The 22,910-nt window shown below is 70.2% G+C and carries 18 protein-coding genes, 1 tRNA gene and 1 pseudogene; 15 read left to right on the top strand and 5 right to left on the bottom strand.

The features are described from left to right. Window positions 1-108: 108 nt before the first annotated feature. Window positions 109-183 (bottom strand) — tRNA-Thr (locus tag HNR00_RS02080). Window positions 184-647: 464 nt separating this feature from the next. On the opposite strand from HNR00_RS02080, the gene rpsT reads away from it, so the two are divergent. The 15 genes from rpsT (at window position 648) to HNR00_RS02155 (ending at window position 17,812) form a co-directional block, all read left to right on the top strand. Continuing rightward, window positions 648-914, top strand: a complete 267-nt coding sequence (rpsT, locus tag HNR00_RS02085) for a 30S ribosomal protein S20 (RefSeq protein WP_183564039.1) — start codon at window positions 648-650, stop codon at window positions 912-914. Between the two features lie 588 nt (window positions 915-1,502). Beyond that, complete coding sequence (gene dnaA, locus HNR00_RS02090) at window positions 1,503-3,005, top strand: chromosomal replication initiator protein DnaA (RefSeq protein ID WP_183564042.1); 1,503 nt, start codon at window positions 1,503-1,505, stop codon at window positions 3,003-3,005. A 351-nt stretch (window positions 3,006-3,356) separates the two neighbouring features. Next, a complete protein-coding gene (gene dnaN, locus HNR00_RS02095) occupies window positions 3,357-4,478 on the top strand; it encodes a DNA polymerase III subunit beta (RefSeq protein WP_183564045.1) in 1,122 nt (373 codons plus the stop codon). A 62-nt stretch (window positions 4,479-4,540) separates the two neighbouring features. After that, entirely contained in the window at window positions 4,541-4,792 is a 252-nt protein-coding gene (locus tag HNR00_RS02100) for a type II toxin-antitoxin system ParD family antitoxin (RefSeq protein WP_183564048.1), read from the top strand. Further along, on the top strand, window positions 4,789-5,085 hold the full coding sequence (locus tag HNR00_RS02105; RefSeq protein ID WP_183564051.1) for a type II toxin-antitoxin system RelE/ParE family toxin: 297 nt from the start codon (window positions 4,789-4,791) through the stop codon (window positions 5,083-5,085). Before HNR00_RS02100 ends, HNR00_RS02105 begins: the two co-directional genes overlap by 4 nt. Further along, window positions 5,078-6,235, top strand: coding sequence for a DNA replication/repair protein RecF (gene recF, locus HNR00_RS02110; protein WP_183564054.1), 1,158 nt, complete (start codon window positions 5,078-5,080; stop codon window positions 6,233-6,235). The genes HNR00_RS02105 and recF overlap by 8 nt, the downstream gene beginning before the upstream one ends. A gap of 121 nt (window positions 6,236-6,356) precedes the next feature. Continuing rightward, window positions 6,357-8,216: a DNA helicase RecQ gene (recQ, locus tag HNR00_RS02115; RefSeq protein WP_183564056.1), complete on the top strand. Its 1,860-nt coding sequence runs from the start codon at window positions 6,357-6,359 to the stop codon at window positions 8,214-8,216. 160 nt (window positions 8,217-8,376) lie between these two features. Next, window positions 8,377-9,060, top strand: a complete 684-nt coding sequence (locus tag HNR00_RS02120; protein ID WP_183564061.1) for a trna delta -isopentenylpyrophosphate transferase — start codon at window positions 8,377-8,379, stop codon at window positions 9,058-9,060. 132 nt (window positions 9,061-9,192) lie between these two features. Beyond that, complete coding sequence (recD2, locus tag HNR00_RS02125) at window positions 9,193-11,349, top strand: SF1B family DNA helicase RecD2 (RefSeq protein WP_183564064.1); 2,157 nt, start codon at window positions 9,193-9,195, stop codon at window positions 11,347-11,349. Window positions 11,350-11,626: 277 nt separating this feature from the next. After that, window positions 11,627-12,784, top strand: a complete 1,158-nt coding sequence (locus tag HNR00_RS02130; RefSeq protein ID WP_183564068.1) for a hydrolase — start codon at window positions 11,627-11,629, stop codon at window positions 12,782-12,784. A gap of 204 nt (window positions 12,785-12,988) precedes the next feature. After that, window positions 12,989-15,217 (top strand): phosphoribosylformylglycinamidine synthase subunit PurL, encoded by a 2,229-nt coding sequence (gene purL / locus HNR00_RS02135; protein ID WP_183564071.1) that lies wholly within the window; start codon window positions 12,989-12,991, stop codon window positions 15,215-15,217. 20 nt (window positions 15,218-15,237) lie between these two features. Next, window positions 15,238-15,474 carry a BolA family protein gene (locus tag HNR00_RS02140; protein ID WP_183564074.1) on the top strand — a complete coding sequence of 79 codons (237 nt, stop codon included), beginning with the start codon at window positions 15,238-15,240 and terminating at the stop codon, window positions 15,472-15,474. Window positions 15,475-15,578: 104 nt separating this feature from the next. Continuing rightward, window positions 15,579-15,914: a Grx4 family monothiol glutaredoxin gene (grxD, locus tag HNR00_RS02145; RefSeq protein ID WP_183564077.1), complete on the top strand. Its 336-nt coding sequence runs from the start codon at window positions 15,579-15,581 to the stop codon at window positions 15,912-15,914. A gap of 50 nt (window positions 15,915-15,964) precedes the next feature. Beyond that, window positions 15,965-16,867, top strand: coding sequence for an NAD(P)/FAD-dependent oxidoreductase (locus tag HNR00_RS02150; protein ID WP_183564080.1), 903 nt, complete (start codon window positions 15,965-15,967; stop codon window positions 16,865-16,867). Between the two features lie 60 nt (window positions 16,868-16,927). Then, window positions 16,928-17,812 carry an SMP-30/gluconolactonase/LRE family protein gene (locus HNR00_RS02155; RefSeq protein ID WP_183564083.1) on the top strand — a complete coding sequence of 295 codons (885 nt, stop codon included), beginning with the start codon at window positions 16,928-16,930 and terminating at the stop codon, window positions 17,810-17,812. Between the two features lie 9 nt (window positions 17,813-17,821). Here HNR00_RS02155 and HNR00_RS02160 read toward each other — a convergent pair whose 3' ends face one another. The 4 genes and pseudogenes from HNR00_RS02160 to cheB form a co-directional block, all read right to left on the bottom strand. After that, window positions 17,822-17,995, bottom strand: a complete 174-nt coding sequence (locus tag HNR00_RS02160) for a metallothionein (RefSeq protein WP_183564086.1) — start codon at window positions 17,993-17,995, stop codon at window positions 17,822-17,824. A gap of 241 nt (window positions 17,996-18,236) precedes the next feature. Continuing rightward, window positions 18,237-20,105 carry a response regulator gene (locus HNR00_RS02165; RefSeq protein ID WP_183564090.1) on the bottom strand — a complete coding sequence of 623 codons (1,869 nt, stop codon included), beginning with the start codon at window positions 20,103-20,105 and terminating at the stop codon, window positions 18,237-18,239. Beyond that, window positions 20,102-21,825 (bottom strand): annotated as a pseudogene (locus HNR00_RS02170) (response regulator). Before HNR00_RS02170 ends, HNR00_RS02165 begins: the two are co-directional and overlap by 4 nt. After that, window positions 21,822-22,883 carry a chemotaxis-specific protein-glutamate methyltransferase CheB gene (gene cheB, locus HNR00_RS02175; RefSeq protein WP_183564093.1) on the bottom strand — a complete coding sequence of 354 codons (1,062 nt, stop codon included), beginning with the start codon at window positions 22,881-22,883 and terminating at the stop codon, window positions 21,822-21,824. The pseudogene HNR00_RS02170 and the gene cheB overlap by 4 nt, the downstream one beginning before the upstream one ends. Window positions 22,884-22,910: the final 27 nt, after the last annotated feature.

Genomic DNA, 22,910 nt, shown 5'->3' on the forward strand with positions numbered 1-22,910 from the left:
GTGCACGGCACCAGCCATCGAACCCTTCGTTTGTGACACGAATTGTGACGCCAGAATGGGCGAAAGCGCTTGCGGCGCAACGATTTTACTGAGGGTCAATGAGTTAGATGGTGCTGCGAGAGAGGATTGAACTCTCGACCTCCTCATTACCAATGAGGTGCTCTACCACTGAGCTACCGCAGCGCGGGTTCGGCGGGCGGTGCCGTCACCGAACCGGACGCGGCATTAGCGGATCGGATCGCGCTTGGCAACGCTCCTGCTGCGGTTCGGGGCGAGGAATCGCTCGGGCCCGATGACCGGGTCGCCCGCCGGAGCCGCCGCTCGAAGGACGGCTGTGCTTGGGGCTGGGCGCGAACGGCGTCTCGCGCGGCGGCGGCGTTGCAGAGGCGTCCGGCTAAACGGGACCCGTGCCGCGGATGCGGCCGCCGGCGTCCGAGGGGGGAGGAAGCCGACGGCCATCGTGTGAAGCGATGGCCGTGGGACGAATTGTTGACGGAAAACCGGGGCATCGCTATAGGACGCGCTCCGCGGCCGGCCGCTATCGGTGACCGGGCGCTTCGCCATTGCCAATCATTCAGGCTGCGCTGACCGACACGGGGAAGAACCCGGCTCGGGTCGTTGCCGCCGCGACCAGACGAGGATGCCCCATGGCCAACACCGTGTCGGCCAAGAAAATGACCCGCAAGATCGCCAAGCGCACGGCGATCAACCGCTCGCGCCGCTCCCGCATGCGCACCTTCGTCCGCAAGGTCGAGGAGGCCATTGCCTCCGGCGACCAGACCAACGCGCTGGCCGCGTTGCGCGCCGCCGAGCCGGAGATCATGCGCGCCGCCCAGCACGGCATCGTTCATAAGAACAATGCCTCGCGCAAGGTCTCGCGCCTCGCCGCCCGCGTGAAGGCCATCGCTGCCTGAGGCCCCGGCCCGGCTCGACGCGAGCCGGACCACATCAATACGGACGACCCGAGCCCGGCCCTGTGCCGGGCTTTTTTCATGCCCAGAACCCCGCGCCACCCAATCGCGTCCGCCCGCGACCGTGCACCGGACTCCGTCTGTTCTCCACAGGAGTCGCGCACTTGTCCCGGATTGCCCCTTGCGTCGGCAGGCGTCGACAGTGGCAAGTATCCGTTAACCACGTTCGAATCGTTATCGACTCGCGGGGTCGCGGTTAGACGTGTAGATTAACAAGACCTTGCCGGCGGGGGCATCCCACAAGGTGAGCACCGCTGGCGCGCGAGTCTTCCCCAAGATGCCCTCACGCTTTCGACTCGCAGGGCGCCGGATCACGACGCCGTGCTGGCGAAGAAGTTGTCCCCGATCGTCCCGCTGTTAGGAGAACGATAGAGGATTGTTGATACACAGCGTTCTTGAGCGACAACCGCCGGCCTGCCTCTTGACACGCCGCGGAGTTCATCGGGTGCCACCCCGACTCGGGTGGTTCCTCTCGTTTTGTTCTGCGTACGCAGCCGCCCGGTCCGCCGGGCGGCTGCGAGGAGAGTTTCGATGCACCTCGACGGCAGCACGGCGGACGGCGGGAATGGCGGCGATGGGCGGGGCGGCGTCGACGTCTCCGCCGCCTGGGGGCGGGTGAAGCGGCGGCTGCGGGCCGAACTCGGCGAGGACGTGTTCGCGAGCTGGTTCGCCCGGCTCGAACTGGAGGAAGTTTCGGGCGGCGTCGCGCGGCTGACCGTGCCGACCCGCTTCCTCAAGAGCTGGATCGAATCGCACTACATCGACCGGGTGCTCACGACGTTCCGGGCCGAGGCCGAGAATATCGGCCGCATCGAGGTCGGTGTGCGCGGCGCCTCCGCCCCCGCCCGCCCGGCCCCGAGCGCGGGCAAGCCGAGCCCGACCAGCGGCCCGTTGACCCGCCTCCACGCCACCGCGACCCAAGCGGCGCTCCAGGGCCCCGGCCCGATGGTCGAGACCGAGATCGCGGTGCCCCGCGGCGACGCGGGCGTCGATCTCAACGGCGCGCCGCTCGACGCGCGCCTCACCTTCGCGAGCTTCGTCGTCGGCCGCTCCAACGCGCTCGCTCACGCGGCGGCCGAGCGCATCGCCCGCAACGACGGCGAGGGCGCGCTCTACAACCCGCTCTACGTCCATGCCGGCGTGGGCCTGGGCAAGACGCACCTGCTGCACGCGGCCGGCCACGCCGCCCGCGAGGCGGGCCGGCGGGTCATCTATCTGACCGCCGACCGTTTCATGTACGGCTTCGTCAACGCCCTGAAGACCCAGAGCGCGTTGGCCTTCAAGGAGAAGCTGCGGGCGATCGACCTGCTGATCCTCGACGACGTGCAGTTCATCCAGGGCAAGTCGATCCAGACCGAGTTCGGCCACACCCTCAACGCCCTGATCGATTCCGGCCGCCAAGTGGTCGTCGCTTCCGACCGTCCGCCGACGGAATTGGAGACCCTCGACGAGCGGGTGCGCTCGCGGCTGGCGGGCGGCCTCGTGGTCGAGATCGGCAACCTCGACGAGGGCCTTCGCACCTCGATCCTCTCGGCCCGCCTCGCGGCGGTCCGTCAGAGCCACCCCAACTTCGAGGTCTCGCCCCAGGTCTCGGCCTACGTGGCCCGCGCGATCACGGCCAACGGCCGCGATCTCGAAGGCGCGGTCAACCGGCTGCTCGCGCACGCCACGCTCACCGGCGCCCCGGTGACGGTCGAGACCGCGGAATCGGCGATCCGCGACCTCGTGAAGAACCGCGAGCCGAAGCGCGTGAAGATCGAGGACATCCAGAAGCTGGTGGCCTCGCGCTACAACGTCTCGCGGTCCGACATCCTGTCCGAGCGCCGCACCGCGGCGGTCGTCAAGCCGCGTCAGATCGCCATGTACCTCTCGAAGGTGCTGACGCTGCGCTCGCTCCCCGAGATCGGCCGCCGCTTCGGCGGGCGCGACCATACGACGGTGCTGCACGCCGTGCGCAAGATCGAGAAGCAGATCGGCGAGGACGCGGTGCTCGGCGATGAGGTCGAGCTGTTGAAGCGGATGCTTCAGGACTGAGGGCGCGGCGGACGGCCTCGAACCGCTTCTAAACTTCCCCACCGTCATCCCGGGGCCGCGCAGCGGAACCCGGGATCCACCCGTGATGCGCGGCTGCGTGATGCGTCGCGGCCGGTCGTGGATTCCGGGTTCGCCTCCGGCGCCCTGGAATGACGACCGAGGGTTATCGAAGACGATGATGCGCCGCCCGCGCACTCATCGAGCTTCGAGGCGCGCGAAAGCGGGACAGTCTTTTCCGCGCCCTTGCCTTCGCGGGGTCGCTTCGCCAAGCTGTGCGGCCCCTTCCCGCTCATGGCTCAGGGCCGGGCCGCTGGCGGGCGGGCTTCGTTGCGAGAGATCACGGGTTTGTCGATGAGAGTCACTGTCGAGCGCGCGGCCCTCCTCAGATCGCTCGGCCACGTGCACCGGGTGGTGGAGCGGCGCAACACCATCCCGATCCTCTCCAACGTCCTCCTGCGCACGTCCGAGAACGGCCTGCAGCTCAAGGCGACCGACCTCGACATCGAGGTGACCGAGACCGTGCCGGCCGACGTGCTGGACGCGGGCGCCACCACGGTGCCGGCCCACGTCATCTACGACATCGTCCGCAAGCTCCCCGACGGCGCGCAGGTTTCACTCGAGACCTCCGGCGAGACCGGGCAGATGACGATCCGCTCCGGCCGCTCGCGCTTCGCGCTCGGCGCGCTGCCCGAGGGCGACTTCCCCGATCTCGCCGCGGGCGAGCTGCCGCATTCCTTCTCGATTCCGGCTTCCGAGCTGAAGCTGCTGATCGAAAAGACCCAGTTCGCGATCTCGACGGAGGAGACGCGCTACTACCTCAACGGCATCTATCTCCACGCGATCGAGGTCGAGGGCGAGGCCAAGCTCCGGGCGGTGGCCACCGACGGGCATCGGCTCGCCCGCGTCGAGACCGCGGCGCCCGAGGGCAGCCGCGGCATGCCGGGCATCATCGTGCCGCGCAAAGCCGTGGCCGAGATTCAGAAGCTCGTGGACGACGGCGGCGAGAACGTCGCGGTCGAGATCTCGCCGGCCAAGATCCGCCTCACCTTCGCGGGGGGCGTGACCCTGATCTCGAAGCTGATCGACGGCACCTTCCCGGACTACCAGCGCGTCATCCCCACCGGCAACGACAAGCGCCTGACGGTGGAGCGCGACGTCTTCGCTCGCGCGGTCGATCGCGTCTCGACCATCTCGTCCGAGCGCGGGCGCGCCGTGAAGCTCTCGGTGACGGAGGGGCGCCTCGCGCTCTCGGTGACCAACCCGGATGCCGGCTCGGCGACCGAGGAACTCGACGCCGACTACGAATCGAGCGCCCTCGATATCGGCTTCAACGCCCGCTACCTCCTCGACATCACCGCTCAGCTCCAGGGCGACACCGCCCTGTTCAAGCTCGCCGATCCGGGCTCGCCGACCCTGATCCAGGACCGCGAGGGGGCGCCCGCGCTTTATGTGCTGATGCCGATGCGGGTGTGAGGCGACAAGGTCCCTCGCCTCGGTCGGATCGACCGGCTAGATTGGCCGGTGCGAGGGAGCCCATGTCCAAACCCGTCGTACTCACGCCGGAACACGCGGCCTTCGTCGATGATCTCGTCGCGGCCGGGCGCTATGCCTCGACCGACGAGGCCGTTGTCGAGGGTATCCGCCTCCTCCGCGAGCGCGAGGCGCGGCTTGCCGAGTTGCGCACGGCTTGGGCCGAGGGTGTCGAAAGCGGCGACTATGAGCCGGTCGAGGATGTGCTCGATGCGCTCGCCGCGCGCTACGAGGTGAAGGAGACGGCCGGCTCGTGAGACCCGTCGTCATCTCGCGACGGGCGCGGGCGGACCTGAGGGACATCGGCGACTTCATCGCGGGCGACGACCCGAAGCGCGCCGTGAGCTTCGTCGCCGAGTTCCGCGAGCGATGCCGATCCTTGTCACGCACCCCGTACCAGGGACGGCCGGCACCGGAGATCGCGGCCGACGTCCGCATCCTCGTGTTCCACTCCTACTTGATCCTCCACCGCGTCAGCGACGAAGACGTCCTGATCGATCGCGTCATCCACTCCGCCCGGGATCGGTCCGGCCTCCTGCCGTATGAATGAACCAGCCCCCCCGGCGACGCGCCTCACCCGCCTGATCGCCCGCGACTTCCGCAACCATATCGATCTCGATCTCTCGACTACGCGCCGCTTCGTGGCGCTCGTCGGCGAGAACGGGGCGGGCAAGACCAACGTGCTGGAGGCGGTGTCGCTGTTCTGCCCCGGCCGGGGCCTGCGCCGGGCCGATCTCGCCACCATGGCGCGGGTCACCGGCCCCGGCGGCTTCGCGGTGTCGGTGACGCTCGACGGCGGCGAGGCGGAGCATCGGCTCGGCACCGGCTACGAGCCGCCGGTCTACGAAGCGCGCGGCACGCGAGTCTGCCGCATCGACGGGGCGGCGGCGCCCTCGCCCGTCGCCTTCTCGGAATTCCTGCGGGTCGTCTGGCTCACCCCCGATCTCGACGGGCTGTTCCGCGGTCCCGCCGGTGACCGCCGGCGCTTCCTCGACCGGCTGGTGCTCGCGGTCGATGCCAGCCACGGCGCCCGCGTCTCGGCGATGGAGCGGGCGCTGCGCTCGCGCAACCGCCTGCTCGACGAGCGCCCGGACGATACCCGCTGGCTCGACGCGGTGGAGCGCGAGGCCGCCGAACTCGGCGTCGCCGTGGCGCTCGCCCGCCGCGAGACCGTGGAGCGCCTCGACCGGCTGATCGCGCAGACGCGGGACGACGCCGCGCCCTTCCCCTGGGCCTCGGTGCGGCTGGAGGGCGACCTCGACGACCTCGTCGCGGTCTGGCCGGCGCTGGAGGCCGAGGACCGGTTCCGCCGGGCGCTGATGCAGGGTCGCCATCGCGACCGCGCCGCGGGCCGCACGCTCATCGGCCCGCAGACCACCGACCTTGTGGTGCGCCACGGCCCCAAGGACGTGCCGGCGGCGACCGCCTCCACCGGCGAGCAGAAGGCGCTGCTGATCGGCCTCGTCCTGGCGCATGCCCGCCTCGTGCGCGCCATGAGCGGTCTCTCGCCCCTCATCCTCCTCGACGAGGTGGCCGCCCATCTCGATCCGCGCCGCCGCGGCGGATTGTTCGATGCGCTGGAAGCGCTGGAGAGCCAGGTCTGGATGACGGGCGCCGACCCGGCGCTGTTCTGCGAGCTGGAAGGCCGGGCCGACCTCGTGCGCGTCGCTGACGGGCGGATTCTTTTGGGCGACTCATGACGGCCGCGGGCCCCTGCGGCGCATCGGCTCGCGCGAGCATCGGGCATCTGCGATAAGGCTGCCTGCCGCCCGGCCGCGATGAGCGGGCGCTCTCCCGATCCTCCAAGCCCTCCGAGACCCCATGTCCGCTCGCCTCGCCGAGGCCCGTGCCGCGCTTCAAAAAACCTTCGGCTACGACGATTTCCGGCCCGGGCAGGACGAGGTGATCGGCGCCGTGCTCGACGGGCAGGACGTGTTCGCCGTGATGCCGACGGGCTCGGGCAAGTCGATGACCTATCAGCTGCCCGCGCTGGTCGATGACGGGCTGACCGTGGTGGTCTCGCCGCTGATCGCGCTGATGCACGATCAGGTGCAGCAGATGCATGCCTTCGGCATCGAGGCCGCGACCCTCAACTCCACCGTGGCCGAGACGGCCTCGCGCGAGACGTGGCGCAAGATCCGCTCGCGCGAGCTGCGGCTGCTGTTCGTCTCGCCCGAGCGGCTGCTGATGGACGGCTGCATGGAGGCGTTGCAGAGCGCGGGCGTGTGCCGGCTGGCGGTGGACGAGGCCCACTGCGTCTCGCAATGGGGCCACGACTTCCGGCCCGAATACCGCGAGATTGCGCGGGCCCGCGAGGCGCTCGGCAACGTGCAGACGCTGGCGCTCACCGCCACGGCGGATGCCGCCACCCGCGCCGAGATCGCCGAGCGGCTGTTTCCCGCCGGGCGCCCGCCGAAGACCTTCGTGCACTCGTTCGACCGGCCGAACATCCGCCTGACCTTCCAGCCGAAGGACAACCCGACGCGGCAGCTGGAGCGGTTCCTGAAGAACCGGCGCTCGGAGAGCGGCATCATCTACTGCTCGTCGCGCAAGCGCGTGGAGCAGCTGGCCGATACGCTGAAGGCCGACGGCTTCAGCGCCCTGCCCTACCATGCCGGCCTCGACCAGGGCACGCGGGCGCGCAACCAGGACACGTTCCTGCAGGAGGACGGGGTGGTGATGACCGCCACCATCGCCTTCGGCATGGGCATCAACAAGCCGGACGTGCGCTACGTCTGCCACGCCGACATGCCGACCAACATCGAGGGCTATTATCAGGAGATCGGCCGCGCCGGCCGCGACGGCCTGCCCTCCGACACGCTCACCCTCTACGGCCTCGACGACATGGCTTTGCGTCGCCGCCAGATCGACGAGAAGGAGATTCCCGACGAGCGCCGCCGGGTCGAGCGGCGCAAGCTCGAGGCGATGATCGCCCTGTGCGAGGGCGCGGTGTGTCGCCGCCAGTCGCTGCTCGGCTATTTCGGCGAGGCGAGCGAACCGTGCGGGCGGTGCGACCTCTGCCGCGGCGGCGTCTCGCTCATCGACGGCACCGTCTCGGCGCAGAAGCTCCTGTCGGCGATCGTGCGCACCGGGCAGCGCTTCGGCGCCGCTTACGTCTGCGATGTGGTGCACGGCAAGGAGAGCGAGCCGATCCGCCGCAACGGCCACACGGCGCTGAAAACCTTCGGGGTCGGCGCCGACAAGCCGGTGGCGGCGTGGCGCGCACTGCTGCGTCAGCTCTTCGCCGCGGGGGCGGTCGCCGAGAACACCGACGGCTATGGCGGCCTCGTCATGACCGAGAAGGGCGAGGCGATCCTGTTCGGCCGCGAGACCGTTCAGGTGCGCCCCGACCCGGAGCCGAAGAAGGCCGAGCCGCGCAGCCGCCGCACCACCCGGAGCGAGGACGCCGCGGACGGGCTGAACGAGGCCGACGAGGCGCTGTTCCAGCACCTGCGGGGCCTGCGCGCCGCCATCGCCCGGGCGGAGGGCATCGCCGCCTTCATGGTGTTTCCCGACCGGACGCTGATCGAGATGGCGCGCGGCAAGCCCGTCGACCTCTGGGCTTTGCGCTCGATCCACGGGGTGGGGGAGCGCAAGCGCGAGGCCTATGGCGAGCGGTTCACCGACGCGATCCGCGAGTTCCTGAGCGACGCCGCCGGCCGTGGATCGGGGCCCGGCTGAGGTATCCTCTCAACAGCCTTATCCACAGCACCCAGCGACCGGCCGCCGCAGGCGGACGCGTTGCGATGTCCACACTTATCCACATATAAATCATCAACAGAACAAAACACGAACAAGCGCGGCCGCAGCGTACTCCCTCACGGGCCTCAGGGACACAACCATGAGAACCGCAGACAAGCAGATCGCCGACATCCTCGTGCGCTACGGCGAGCCCTTCGCGGGCAATGTCTGGCGCGTGCAGGGCACGGCCGTGATCTACCACAAGACGCTGGAGCGCATCGCCGCCCACACCCGCATCCGCTTCGACCCGCCGACGCTGATCCGCTCGGAGCGCGACGAGGCGGTGATCCTCGTGACCGGCCGCATGCCCGGTGAGAAGGCCGGCGAGGAGCGGATCGAGTGGTCGATCGGCGAGGCGCTGGTGAACGTGAACTACCGCGTCTCGGGCCGGCAGGCGGCCTACGTCTACGCCATGGCCGAGAAGCGGGCGAAGGACCGGGTCATCCTCAAGCTGATCGAGTTGCACGGCCTCGTCTATTCCGAGGAGGAGGCCGACGAGTTCCGCCAGAACCACGGCGTGCCGATCCGCGCGGTGGACGAGGATTACGACGCGCCCCCCGCCTTCGACGAGGTGACCGAGCAGGAGGCCGACCTGAAGCGCCTGATCGACGAGGCCGGATCGATCAACGCCGTCACCGACCTGATGCTGGACGAGCGCACGCAGACCATCCTCAACGCCATGCCGAACGGCACCCGCGAGGAGGTGCGCGACTACGCGAAGGCCCGTCTCCGTGCCCTGGGCTGGCCACCGGCCAAGAAGCCCGCCCGCGGACGAGCCGCGTAAGTCCGGGGTTCCCAAAGAGATCATCCCTTTGGCGGGGTTTGGGGCAGAGCCCCATGATGGCTCCGCCGGCCAGGGCCCTGCCCTGGACCCGCGAAAGGACTTGTCCTTTCGAAACCATGACGGATCGAGTCCATGGATGTGCTGGCGGGTTCGGTCGAGCGGGTGACCTTCCACAGCGCCGAGACCGGCTTCTGCGTGCTCAAGGTCCATGCCCGCGGCAAGCGCGACCTCGTGCCGGTGGTGGGCCACGCGCCCGCCATCGCCGCGGGCGAGTGGATGACGGCGTCCGGCCGCTGGACCACCGATCGCGAGCACGGGCTCCAGTTCCGCGCCGAGACGCTGCAGGTCACCCCGCCGACCGGCATCGAGGGCATCGAGCGCTACCTCGCCTCGGGCCAGATGCGCGGCATCGGTCCGCTCATGGCCAAGCGCATCGTCGCGGCCTTCGGCGAGGCCGTGTTCGAGATCATCGAGGCCGAGCCCGGACGGCTGACCGAGGTCGAGGGCATCGGCGCCAAGCGCGCCGCCCGCATCGTGAAGGGCTGGGCCGAGCAGCGGGCGGTGCGGGAGATCATGATCTTCCTGCACGCCCACGGCGTAGGCACCGCGCGGGCGACCCGCATCTTTCGCACCTACGGCCAGGATTCGCTGAAGGTCATGGCCGAGGACCCGTACCGGCTGGCCCGCGACATTCGCGGCATCGGCTTCAAGACGGCGGATGCGATCGCCCTTCGCCTCGGCCTCGCCCGCGAGGCGCCGCAGCGGCTCGCCGCCGGCGTATCCTACGCGCTCCAGAAGGCGATGGACGAGGGCCATTGCGGGCTGCCCGTCGAGGCGCTGGTGCGCTCGGCCGCCGAACTGCTCGAAGTCGCCCCCGATCTCGTGCGCTGTGCCGCCGCTTTGGCTCTCCGCGAGGGCCGCGAGGTCGTGGCCGACACGCTCGCCGGCGAGCCGTGCCTGTTCCTGAAGGGCCTGCACAGGGCCGAGCGGGCGATGGCGGCCCGCCTCCTCGACCGCGCCGCCGGCTCACCGCCCTGGCCGGAGATTGATTTCGGCCTTGCCCGTCCCTGGGTCGAGGCGAAGACCGGCAAGGCGCTCTCCGCCTCCCAGGCCGAAGCCGTAGGCCTCGCACTGTCAAAAAAACTCTGCGTGCTGACCGGCGGCCCCGGCGTCGGCAAGACCAGCACCCTCGACGCGATCCTGCGCATCCTGACGGCCAAGGGCGTGCGGGTGCTGCTCGCCGCCCCGACCGGCCGCGCCGCCAAGCGCATGGCCGAGCAGACGGGCATCGAGGCCCGCACCATCCACCGCCTCTTGGAGATCAACCCCCGCAACGGCGGCTTCCAGCGCGACGACGCGAACCCCCTCGAGGCCGACCTCGTCGTCATCGACGAGACCTCCATGGTCGACGTGCCGCTGATGCACGCCCTGCTCAAGGCGGTGCCCGAGCGCGCCGCGCTGATCCTCGTCGGCGACGTCGATCAGCTCCCTTCGGTTGGACCCGGCCAAGTGCTCGCCGATGTGATCGCGTCGGGTCGCGTGCCGGTGGCGCGCCTCACCGAGATCTTTCGGCAGGCCGCCGAGAGCCGGATCGTCACCAGCGCCCACCGGGTCAACACCGGCCGCCTGCCCGAGGCGCCGCCGCGGGGCGAGCCGAGCGACTTCCACATCGTCGCAATCGAGGAGCCCGAGGCCGGCCTCGACACCCTGGTCGAACTGGTGGCCCGCCGCATCCCCCGCCGCTTCGGCCTCGATCCGGCGCGCGACATCCAGGTGCTGACCCCGATGATCCGCGGCACGATGGGGAGCCGCAACGTCAACCACCGGCTCCAGGCAGTGCTGAACCCCGATCCGCCCGTCCAGGTCGAGCGCTTCGGCTGGCGCTTCGCCCCCGGCGACCGGGTGATGGAGACCCGCAACGACTACGACCGCGACGTGTTCAACGGCGATCTCGGCACCGTCGCCGCCATCGACATGGCGGAGGAAGCGCTGAGCGTCGATTTCGACGGGCGCGCCGTGGTCTACCCCTTCACGGAGCTCGATACTCTCGTCCCGGCCTTCGCCACCACGATCCACAAGGCGCAGGGCTCGGAATATCCGGCTGTCGTAATTCCGCTGGTGACGCAGCACCGCACCATGCTGGCGCGCAACCTGCTCTACACCGGGCTCACCCGCGGGCGCCGCCTCGTCGTGCTGGTCGGCCAGCCGCGGGCGATCCGCATGGCGGTGCAGGACGGCACCGTGCGTCGCCGCTGGACCAAGCTCAGGGAGTGGCTGGAGGTGGGGTGACGCGGCATTCCTTCACCCACCGCCGTCATTCCGGGGCGCGAAGCGAACCCGGAATCCACGACTGGCCGCGACGCCGTGTTCAGCGTCGCATCACGGATGGATTCTGGGTTCCGCTCCGCGGTCCCGGAATGACGGCCTTGGGTTTGAAGCCCGAGGCGTTGCCCTTTTGCTCTCGCGCCGCCCGCTCGCCATCGTGTAGGCCAAGGGACAGGCCGCCGGCCGCAATTCGAAAAAAGAAAGGCCGCCCGCCATCTCCCGCCCCGACCCTTCCGAGCCGGTGCGGCAGGTCTTCTACCTGCCGGGCTTCGACCCGCGCGAGCCCGAGACCTATTGGGGGCTGTTTCGCCGCGAGAGCCGCATCACCGCCGAGCGCCGCGGCATCTGCATGGCGGTGAGCGAGCCCGTTCGTTCCGGCGATGGCATCAGCCTCGACTGGGACGTGACGAGCGAGATCGACGGCGCGACGACCCGGGTCCGCTACAGCCTGCTGCGCTGGGACGACATCGTGCGCGCCCGCTTCCCCCGCACCAACCTGCGGCGGCTCGCCGCGGTGCCGGTGCTGTGGTGGCGGCTGTGGCGCAGCGGCTATCTCAAGGCGTTTCGGCGCGAGGCGCGGCGCTTCCACCGCGTCATCCTCGGCGTCCATCTGCTCTACCTCGCCTTCGTCGTGCTGAGCCTCGCGCTGGCCGCCGCGATGGTGTCGATCGCACCGCTCCCCACCCTCGCCGCCGCTTTTCTCGTGCCGCCCCTCGCCTATGCGATCCTCGGCCTCGTCATGCGCGTGACGCGGGGCAAGCCGCTCTACGTCGCCCATCTCGTCGACGACACCGCCTTCACCCACGACCACGCCTCGGGCCGCGAGCCCGCGATGCGGCAGCGCCTCGACCCCTGGGCCGAGCGCATCCGCGCCGCGGAAGGCGAGGCCTCCGAGATCGTGGTGATCGGCCATTCCTCATCGAGCTTCCTCGCGCTGGAGGCCCTCGATCGCGTCCTGGCGCTGGACCCCGGCTACGGCGGGCGCGGCACGCCGGTGACGCTCGTCACCATCGGCAGCGTGATCCCCTGGATCACCCTCGACGCACGAGCCGAGCGGACGCGGGCGGCGCTCGCCCGGATCGGCGCCGAGACCCGGATCGGTTGGCTCGACGTGCGCGCCAAATGGGACTGGCTGTCGATCCACCTGCGCGATCCGCTCAGCGCGTCGGGCCTGCCCGCGCCGCCGCCGGGACGCATCGCGGTGCTGCGCGTCTCGATCGAGGACCTGATCGAGCCGGCCCTCGTCGCCCGGCGGCGCTGGAACCTGTTCCGCATGCATTTCCAGCTTCTGATGTCGAGCCGGGCGCCCGCCGCCTTCGACTATGCCGCCTTCGTCGCCGGGCCCGAGCCGGTCCACGCCGCGGTCGCCCGTCTCGCGGCAGGCCCCGCCCGCATCTGAGGTTCCTCATTCAGCGAAACGTGAGGAAAAGCGCAGACCGGATCGCGCGCGATCCTATTGCGATGCCGTTGGGTGTTGGCAGCGGCCCCCGTTCCGCTCTAGAGCGGAGCCCGCGTCGCACCAGCCTCCTTCTGGGGTAGGTCGCGGGGGCGGCGGGACAGATTTAGGGTCTCGCGCGACGACGGTTTCGAGCAAGGTCTGCGGATGTTTCGCAACGACGTTCCGATCACTCCCGAGCTCGTGCGTCAGCATGGCCTGACGCCGGACGAATACGAACGCTTCCGCGCGCTGGTCGGCCGCGAGCCGACGCTGACCGAACTCGGCATCGTCTCGGCGATGTGGAACGAGCACTGCTCCTACAAGTCCTCGCGCAAGCATCTGCGCGGGCTGCCGACCTCGGGCCCTCACGTGATCCAGGGCCCCGGCGAGAACGCGGGCGTGATCGATATCGGCGACGGGCTGGCCTGCGTCTTCAAGATGGAGAGCCACAACCACCCGAGCTTCATCGAGCCGTACCAGGGCGCGGCCACCGGGGTCGGCGGCATCCTGCGCGACGTGTTCACCATGGGCGCGCGCCCCATCGCGGCGCTCAACGCGTTGCGCTTCGGCTCGCCGGACCATCCGCGCACCCGCCATCTCGTCTCGGGTGTCGTCGCGGGCGTGGGCGGCTACGGAAATTCCTTCGGCGTGCCGACCGTCGGCGGTCTCGTCGGCTTCCATCGGCGCTACGATGGCAACATCCTCGTCAACGCCATGGCGGTCGGCCTCGCCCGCACCGACGCGATCTTCTACGCGGCGGCCACCGGCGTCGGGAATCCGATCGTCTATCTCGGCTCCAAAACCGGGCGAGACGGCATCCACGGCGCCACCATGGCGTCCGCCGAATTCGACGATGCGAGCGAGGCGAAGCGCCCGACCGTGCAGGTCGGCGATCCCTTCGCCGAGAAGCTGCTGCTGGAGGCCTGCCTGGAGCTGATGGCGTCGGGCGCCGTCATCGCGATCCAGGACATGGGCGCGGCGGGGCTGACCTGCTCGGCGGTCGAGATGGGCGCCAAGGGCGACCTCGGCGTCGAGCTGCATCTGGAAAAGGTGCCGACCCGCGAAGAGGGCATGAGCCCCTACGAGATGATGCTGTCGGAGAGCCAGGAGCGCATGCTCATGGTGCTCAAGCCCGGTATGGAGGCCGAGGCGCAGGCCATCTTCGTGAAGTGGGGCCTGGACTTCGCGATCATCGGCCACACCACCGATACGCTCCGCTTCGTCATCAAGCACCACGGCGAGACGGTGGCCGACCTGCCGATCAAGGAACTCGGCGACGAGGCCCCGCTCTACGACCGCCCCCACATCGCCAACACCCACCAGCCGGTGATCGCCGCCGCCGATGTCGCCGCGCCGATCTCGAACGCCGAGGCGCTGAAGCGCCTGATCGGCTCCCCGGAACTGGCCTCCAAGCGCTGGGTCTACGAGCAGTACGACCACTTCATCCTCGGCAACACCGTGCAGAAGCCGGGTGGCGACGCGGCGATCGTGCGCATCGAGGACGGCCCGAAGGGCCTCGCCATCGCCACCGACGTGACGCCGCGCTACTGCGAGGCCGATCCGGTCGAGGGCGGGCGTCAGGCGGTGGCCGAGGCGTGGCGCAACATCACCGCGGTGGGCGGGCGCCCGCTCGCCATCACCGACAACCTCAACTTCGGAAACCCCGAGAAACCCGAGGTGATGGGCCAGCTCGTCGGCTGCCTCAAGGGCATCGGCGAGGCCTGCCTCGCCCTCGACTTCCCCGTCGTCTCCGGCAACGTCTCGCTCTACAACGAGACCAATGGCGTCGGCATCCTGCCGACCCCGACCATCGGCGGCGTCGGTGTCCTCGACGACGTCGAGCGCCACGCCACGCTCTCGCTCAAGCGCGAGGGCGACGTGCTGGTCCTGATCGGCCGCACGGAAGGCTGGCTCGGCCAGTCGCTGTATCTCTCCGAAATCGCTGGCCGCGAGGAGGGCGCCCCCCCGCCCGTCGACCTCGCCGCCGAGCGCAGGGCCGGCGACTTCGTGCGCAGCCTGATCGTGTCGGGCATCGCCGACACCGTCCACGACCTTTCCGACGGCGGCCTCGCCGTGGCGCTCGCCGAGATGGCGATGGCCGGCGGGATCGGTGCGACGCTCCCCGCCGTGCCGGACGGCGCGCTGCCCGCCCACGCCTACCTGTTCGGCGAGGACCAGGGCCGCTACCTCATCGCCGTGCCGGCGGAAGCCGCGGCCGACCTCCTCTACAGCGCCTCGGCGCAGGGGATCGATGCCGCCACGATCGGTATCGTCGGCGGCGACAGCTTGGCACTGCCGGGCGAGGAGACCATATCCGTGGCCGAACTGAAGGCCGCGCACGAGGGCTGGTTTCCCGCCTACATGGCGAGCCAGCCGGCCGCCCCCGCCGCCTGACGAGTACCGGAGAGACCGCAATGCCGATGGATGCGCGCGAGATCGAGTCGATGATCCGGCAGGCGCTGCCCGACGCGACGGTGGAGATCAAGGATCTCGCCGGCGACGGCGACCACTACGCCGCGACCGTCATCTCGTCCGCCTTCAAGGGCAAGACCCGCGTTGCCCAGCACCAGATGGTCTACGGCGCACTCCAGGGTCGCATGGGCGGCGTGCTCCACGCCCTTGCGCTGACCACGGGCGTCCCGCAGGATTGACGGGGATGCGTGCCGCCACCGGCGCGGCACGGCCTTGAAATCCTCCGGGCAGACCTGACTTCACACCCACGGATTCGAACGAAACGCCGACGAGGACCCGCGCGATGACCAACATCAACACCACGATCCAGAACGAGATCGCGTCGCAGGACGTGGTCGTGTTCATGAAGGGCACGCCGCAATTCCCGATGTGCGGCTTCTCGGGGCAGGTCGTGCAGATCCTCAACTACCTCGGCGTGCCGTTCAAGGGCGTGAACGTGCTCGACGACATGGGCATCCGCGACGGCATCAAGGCCTTCTCGAACTGGCCGACCATCCCGCAGATCTACGTGAAGGGCGAGTTCGTCGGCGGCTGCGACATCGCCCGCGAGATGTTCCAGTCGGGCGAGCTGCAGCAGTTCCTGTCCGAGAAGGGCGTGCCGGTGAAGTCGGCCGCCTGAACTCTTCTCCACGCGAACGCTTGTCTCCCGGGTCGACCCGGGAGACTTCCATGTATGACGTCATCATCGTGGGCGGCGGCCCGGCCGGGCTTAACGCCGCCCTGATCCTGGGCCGCGCCCGGAGACGCGTGCTGCTTTGCGACGCGGCCGAGCCCCGCAACGCCGGCACCCCCGCGACCTGGGGCCTGTTCACCCGCGACGGCGCCCCGCCCGCCGAATTGCGCGCGAAAGGACGGGCCGACCTCGCCCGCTACGACACTGTCGAGATTCGCGACATCGAAGTGACCGGGGCCTCCCGCGACGGGAGCGGCTTCTCCGTGCGCCTCGCCGACGGGCGCAGCGCGCGATCCAGGCGGATGATTTTGGCCACCGGCCTGCGCCAGGATTTGCCGCCGGTCGCGGGCTTCGACACCTATTGGGGCACGGGCGTCCATTCCTGCCCCTATTGCGACGGCTACGAGGTGCGCGACCGGCCGCTCGCCATCTACGGGCGCGGCCATGGCGGCTGTGGGCTCGCCCTCGAACTGTCGGGCTGGAGCCGCGACGTCAGCCTCTGCACCGACGGTACGGACGGCGACCTCTCGGACAAGGACCGCGCGCGGCTTTCCCGCAACGGCATCCGCGTGGTCGAGGCAGCAGTGGAGCGGCTCGACGGCGACGGGATGCGCCCGCACCGCCTGCATTTCCGCGACGGCACCGACATCCCCTGCGCTGCGCTCTTCGTGATGCCGTTTGCCTGCAGCCCCTCCCCGCTCATCACCGAACTCGGCTGCGAACTCGACGAGACCCGCAGCGTCGTGCCGACCCGCGAGTACGAGCGCACCAACGTGCCGGGCCTGTTCGTGGCGGGTGACGCCTCGCGCCGGGTGCAGTTCGCGGTGGTCGCCGCCGCCGAGGGCGCGATGGCGGCGTTCGCCATCAACACCGAGATCATCGCGGAGGCGACCCGCTGATCGCGCGCGACCAACGCCGCGGACGGGCGTTGACCGCACGAAGCCTTGCCTGGAGCCCCGATGACCCCGACGACCCATCCCGAACCCGTCCGCGTCGCCGTGGCCTGCGGCTGCACCCTCGGGGAGGAGGTTCTGTGGGACGCGCGCGACGCCTCGCTGATGTGGGTCGATATCGAGAACCCGGCGATCTGGCGGCACTGGACCGGGAGCGGCGAGACGAAGCGGTTCGCCCTCGACGAGAAGCTGAGCTTCGCCCTGCCGACACCCGACCCGCAGATTGTGGTCGCGGGTTTCCGCTCGGGCGTGGCGGCCCTGAATCTGTCCGATGGGACGCGTCGCCCCATCGTCCGCCCGGACGATTTTCCGGCGGGAAACCGTCTCAACAGCGGCAATGTCGGCCCCGACGGCGATCTCTATTTCGGCAGCATGGACGACGCGGAGGAGGCCGAGACCGGCAGCTATCACCGCTACGACGGAAAAACCCTCGTCACCTTCGGCGGTCGCGCGGCGGTGACGAACGGGCCCGTCGTCAGCCCGGACGGTCGGCGTCTCTACACCATCGACACCGCCGAGGGCATCGTGCGGACCCATGCGCTCAAGGGCGACGAGATCGGTCCGCCCGAGCCGCTGATCCGCTTCGAGGACGGCTGGGGCAAGCCCGACGGCCTGACGCTCGACGCCGAGGGCCATCTCTGGATCTGCCACTACGGTGCTTCGCGCATCACCCGCTTTCGCCCCGACGGGACGGTCGAGCGCGTGGTGCCGATCCCGACGGCGCTGGTGACGAAGTGCGCCTTCGGCGGCCCCGACCTCACCACGCTCTACGTGACGACCTGCCTGCGCGGGCGCGATCCGGCCATCGATCCGATGGCCGGTCACCTGTTCCGGGTCGAGACCCCGTTCAAGGGCTTGCCGGCGCGGCTCTACGAGCTGCCGTTGCCCTGAAAACCGAGATCAGCCGTGGCAGGTGCAGCCGGCGTGGTCGCAGCCGTCCTTCTCGGGATGGCCGTCGGCGCAGGCGTCGCAGCAGAACGCCTTCTCCTCGCGCTTCACGGCACCCTCAAGCGAGACCACGCAGACGCAGTCCGGGCAGGCGCACTTCACCATCTCGACGTTCACGCTGGTCATGATCGGCTCCTTGAGAAGAATCGTCTCGCGAACCGGTCCCGCCGGCACGGGGCGATCTTCGGTCCGGACGCGGCGAAGCGCAATCGTCTGAAGCCAAGATCGCGCGGATGTGGCGGTCGGGACGCGGATCGAACCTTGTACCGTATTCGGCTGGTCTCTTCCGGTTCGGCCAGCTCCCCCCTCTCCCCGCGTGCGGGGCGAGGGAATGCGCGGTTCGCGGCGTGTGACGACTCGAGGCGGTTCAGACCCCGCCGGCCAGCAACTGCGACACCCGCGCGGCGAGTTCCGCCGAGGCGAACGGCTTCTGCATTACCGGCAAATCGTCGGGGATCGGCACGGCTTCGGCATGGCCGGTGAGCAGCAGCACGGGCACGCCTTCGAACCGGCTGCGGATCGCGGCGGCGAGTTCGACGCCGGTCATTCCCGGCATCGCGAGGTCGGCGACCACGAGGTCGAAATCGCCCCCCTCCTCCATCATGGCGAGCGCCGTGCGCCCGTCCTTGGCCTCGGTCTCGGTGTAGCCGAAATCGCTGAGGAAGGAGGCCGTCACGTGGCGCACCTCCGGATCGTCGTCGACGACGAGGATGCGGGCCGGCGCGGCGGCGGTGGCCACCTCCGGCACGGTCTCGGCGGCATCCGATTCGGGGATGTCCTCGGCCTGAGGCAGGGCGAGTTCGATCCGGGTGCCGACGCCGACCTCGCTGGTGATGCGCAAGCGGCCTCCCGCCTGCTGCGCGAGGCCGAACACCATGGCGAGGCCCAGTCCCGTCCCCTGCCCCACCGCCTTCGTCGTGAAGAACGGCTCGCAGACCCGTTCCAGCAACTCGGGGGGAATGCCCGTTCCCTCGTCGGCCACCGTGACGACGGCGTAGGTGCCGGGCTTGAGGTCGGGATCGTCCATGATGTCGGCGCGGCGGGTCGAGATCGTCACCGTGCCGCCGTCCGGCATGGCGTCGCGGGCGTTGATGCAGAGGTTGAGCACGGCGAGTTCGAGCTGGTCGGGATCGACCAGCGCGCGGGGAATGCCGGGGTCGAGGTCGCGGGCGACGGTGACGAGGCTGCCGAGGCTGGAGCCGAACAGGGCGCTCATGCCCTCGATCAGCGCATTCGTATCGACGGGCCGCGCCTTCAGATCGTTGGAGCGGCTGAAGCTCAAGAGCCGCTTGGTCAGTGCCGAGCCGCGTTGCGCCGCACCGGTGGCGTTGTCGACGAGGCGCTTGACCCGCGGCTGGTCGGCGATCTTCGGGCCGACCAGCTCCAGGCTGCCGAGGATGGCCGTGAGCAGGTTGTTGAAGTCGTGGGCGATGCCGCCGGCGAGCGTGCCCAGCGCCTGCATCTTGTCGGATTGGCGAAGCCGCGCCTCCAGGCTCTTCTGCTCGGTCACGTCGCGCTCGATCGTGGCGAGGTGGGTCACCTCCCCGCTGAGCCCCCGAATCGGCACGCGGATGATGTGCGACCAGCGCTCGGCCCCGAGCGCCCCGCGGGCGATCACCGTCGAGCCCGCCTCGCCGGTCGCCACGGCACGCGCGTCGGCGGCCTCTGCCTCGTGTGCCTGCGCCGCGTCGGTGATCTGCGTCTCGGTGCGGCCAAGGCTCGCCTCGACCTCGGCGCCCATCAGCGCCGCCTTGCGGGCGTTGAGGCGCACGAAGCGCCCCTGCGCGTCCTTGAACGAGATCGCTTCCTCGGCGTGGTCGAGGAGACCGCGCAGCAGGGCGCGTTCGGTGGCGAGATCGCGGCCGAGGCGGTGGCGCTCATAGGCGTTGCGCACGGTGGCGCGTAAGAGCGTCGGGTCCCAGGGCTTGGCGACGTAGCCGATGATGCCGCCGCGGTTGAGCGCGGCGATGACCGCGGAGATGTCGGCGTAGCCCGTGAGCAGGATCGCCTGCGCCTCGTGGAAGCGGCGGGCCTCGGCAAGCAGCGCGTCGCCGGTCATGCCGGGCATGCGCTGGTCGGAGACGACGACGGCGATGTCGGGCTCGTCGCGCAGAAGCTGAAGCGCCTCCTCGGGCTTGGCCGAGGTCAGCACCCGGTACTCGTCCTCGAACAGGTCTTCGAGGGCGATCAGGATGTCCGGCTCGTCGTCGACGGCCAGGATCGTGCCTCTGCTCATGCCGCTGCCGACTGCCTCGGGATGCCGATGACGAAGCTTGCGCCCCCACCCGGGGCCGTCTCCACGGTCAGCGAGCCGCTATGCGCCTGAACGACGCTGTAGGCAATCGCCAAGCCAAGCCAAGCCCGGTGCCCGAGCCGACCGGCTTCGTCGTGAAGAACGGCTCGAAGATCTTCTCGCGCAACTCTTCGGGAATCCCAGGCCCCGTATCGCTGATGCGGATCGTGTCGGTGTCCTCGTCCGAGGCGGTCGCGATCGTGATCGTGCCGTCTCCGGGGATGGCGTCGGCGGCGTTGCCGAGGATGTTCATCACCACCTGATTGAGGAGCGCCGGTGTGCAGTGAATCTCGGCCCGGCCCAAAAAATCGCGCCGGACGGCGATGCGGGTTCCGAGCTTGTGCTGGATCAGCGCCAGCACCGTCTCGATCGCCTCCGGCACGTTGACGAGGCCGCGCTCGCCCTCGTCGAGCCGCGAGAACTTTCGGAGATTCAGCACCAGTTCCTGGATGCGGGTGAGGCCCATCCGCATCGAGCCGACCCGGTCGCGCGCCTTGATCAACGCGCGGGAGCTCTCGGGAGCGTCCGGGGGCGGCAGCTCGCTCAGGATTCGCTCGACGGTGCCCTGATGCGCCAGGATGAAGGCGAGCGGATTGTTGATCTCGTGGGCGATGCCCGCGACTAGTTCGCCGAGGGAGGCCATCTTGGCGGCCTGAACCAGCTTGGCCTGCGCCTCGGTCAGCTTGCGGTTGGCGTCCTCCAGGTCGCGGTTGGCCTGCTGGAGCGCGTCGGCGAGCGCGGCGCGGGCGGCCGCCGCCTCGGCTTCGGCGCGGGCACGCTCGACTTCCCGCTCCCGGTCGCCGAACTCGCCGGAGATGCGGCGGTTGTCCTCCTCAAGCAGGCGGCGGCGCACGAGGCCGCGCACCCGCATGGCGAGCACCTCGCCGTCGGCTTTCGAGACGACGTCGTCGGCCCCCGCGGCGAAGGCCGCCACCAGCAGGCTCTTGTCGGGCTTGGCGCCGGCCATGCCGATCAGCGGGAAGCCCGCCCCGCCGGCCTCCCCCTGCTTGAGGCGCCGCGCCCCGATCTCGGTGCAGAGCGCGATGCCGTCATAGGGGCTGCCGACAAGGTCGAGGGTGACGCAATCGAAGCTCGCCCCCGGCTCGTCGAGCGCCGCGAGCGCCGCGGCCTGGTCGGCGGCGGCCACGACGGTGTGGCCTTCCTGCGAGAGCAGGCCGGTGAAGAAGGCGCGGTAGGTGGCGCTGCCATCGACGATCAGCACCCGGCCCCGGCGGAAGGCGGCCCCGGAGGGCCCTTCCGCCGCGCCGCTCTTGCGCTCGCGCAGCAGGGCGCGGATGCGCAGCACCAGCAGATCGCGGTCGGCGGATTTCTCGACATAGGCGTCGGCGCCGCTCTCGAAGCCGTGGCGCTCGCCGTCGCGGGCGCTCGTCAGCATCACCACGGGCAGCGCGCGGGTGCGCAGGGACAGGCGCATCTGCCGGGTGAACTCGTCGCCGTTCATGCCGGGCAGGTGATGGTCGGCGACGACGAGGTCGGGCAGGTCGGTGTTGAGGAGGTCGAGCGCCGCTTCCGCCGTCGCGCAGCGCTGGACTGAGAACCCCTGGGCTTCGAGTTGCAGCCGCAGTTCCAGCGCCTGGGTCTCGGAATCCTCCACCAGCAGCAGGCGGTGCTCCCGCGCGGACTCCGTCGCGGACGGGCTCATGCCGGCCTCCCCTGCGCGAGGCGCAGCAGGTGGGGCGCGACCTGCTCCAGCGGCAGCACCCGCGAGGCCGCCGAGAGCCGGACCGCCGCGGCCGGCATGCCGTAGACCACCGCCGAGCTTTCGTGCTCGGCCACCGTGGCGGCGCCGGCCCGGCGCATGTCGAGGAGGCCGGTCGCACCGTCCTCGCCCATGCCGGTCAGGAGCACGCCGATCCCCTGCGGCCCGACCTGACGGGCGACCGAGGCGAACAGCAAGGTCGCGGCCGGGCGCTGGCCGCCGACCGGGGCGGCGTCGCCCACGCGCAGCACGCCGCCGGAGCCGAGTTCGAGATGCCGGTCGCCCGGCGCCACGTAGACGCGGCCGGGGCTCATGATCTCGCCGTCGCGGGCGAGGCCGACGGGCAGGGCCACCACGCCGTCGAGCCAGCTCGCGAACCCCTCCATGAAGGCCGCGCCCATGTGCTGCACCAGCAGGATCGGCAGGGGGAAGTCCGCGGAAAGCCCGCCGATCACTTTTGCCAAGGCGGGCGGGCCGCCTGTGGAGGCCGCGATGGCGAGAACGCTGGGCGCGGCCGAGACCGGCTCGAACACGGCCGGCGCCTCGGCCGGGGGGGCGGCCCTGCGCGCGGCCCATTCGGCGCCGATCGGGCGGCGGCGGATCACCGGGACCGCGGCCATGATGCGCAGCTGCGTGCAGATCTGGCCGGCGACCGCGTCGTAGCCGTCGTTCGTCGTCGCCACCGGCTTCTCGACCACCGACAGCGCCCCGGCCCGGAGCGCGTTCATCGAGATCTTGAGCGAGGAATCCTCGACCGAATCGGCGATCACCACGATCGGCGTCGGCCGGTCGGCCATGATGCGCCGCGTCGTCTCCAGCCCGTCGATGCCGGGCAAGCGGATGTCCATGGAGATCACGTCGGGCCGCACGGTGTCGAGGGCAGCGAGCGCCGCCTCGCCGGACTCGACGGCGCCCGCGAGTTCGAGCCGCGGATCGCGGGTGATGATGTGGGTCAGCAGGGTCCGGACGACGAGCGAATCCTCGACCACCAGCACGCGCACGCGCCCCTTGGGCGCCAGAGAATCGCT

The sequence above is a fragment of the Methylorubrum rhodinum genome, from assembly GCF_014199935.1.
Taxonomy (GTDB): Bacteria; Pseudomonadota; Alphaproteobacteria; order Rhizobiales; family Beijerinckiaceae; genus Methylobacterium; species Methylobacterium rhodinum.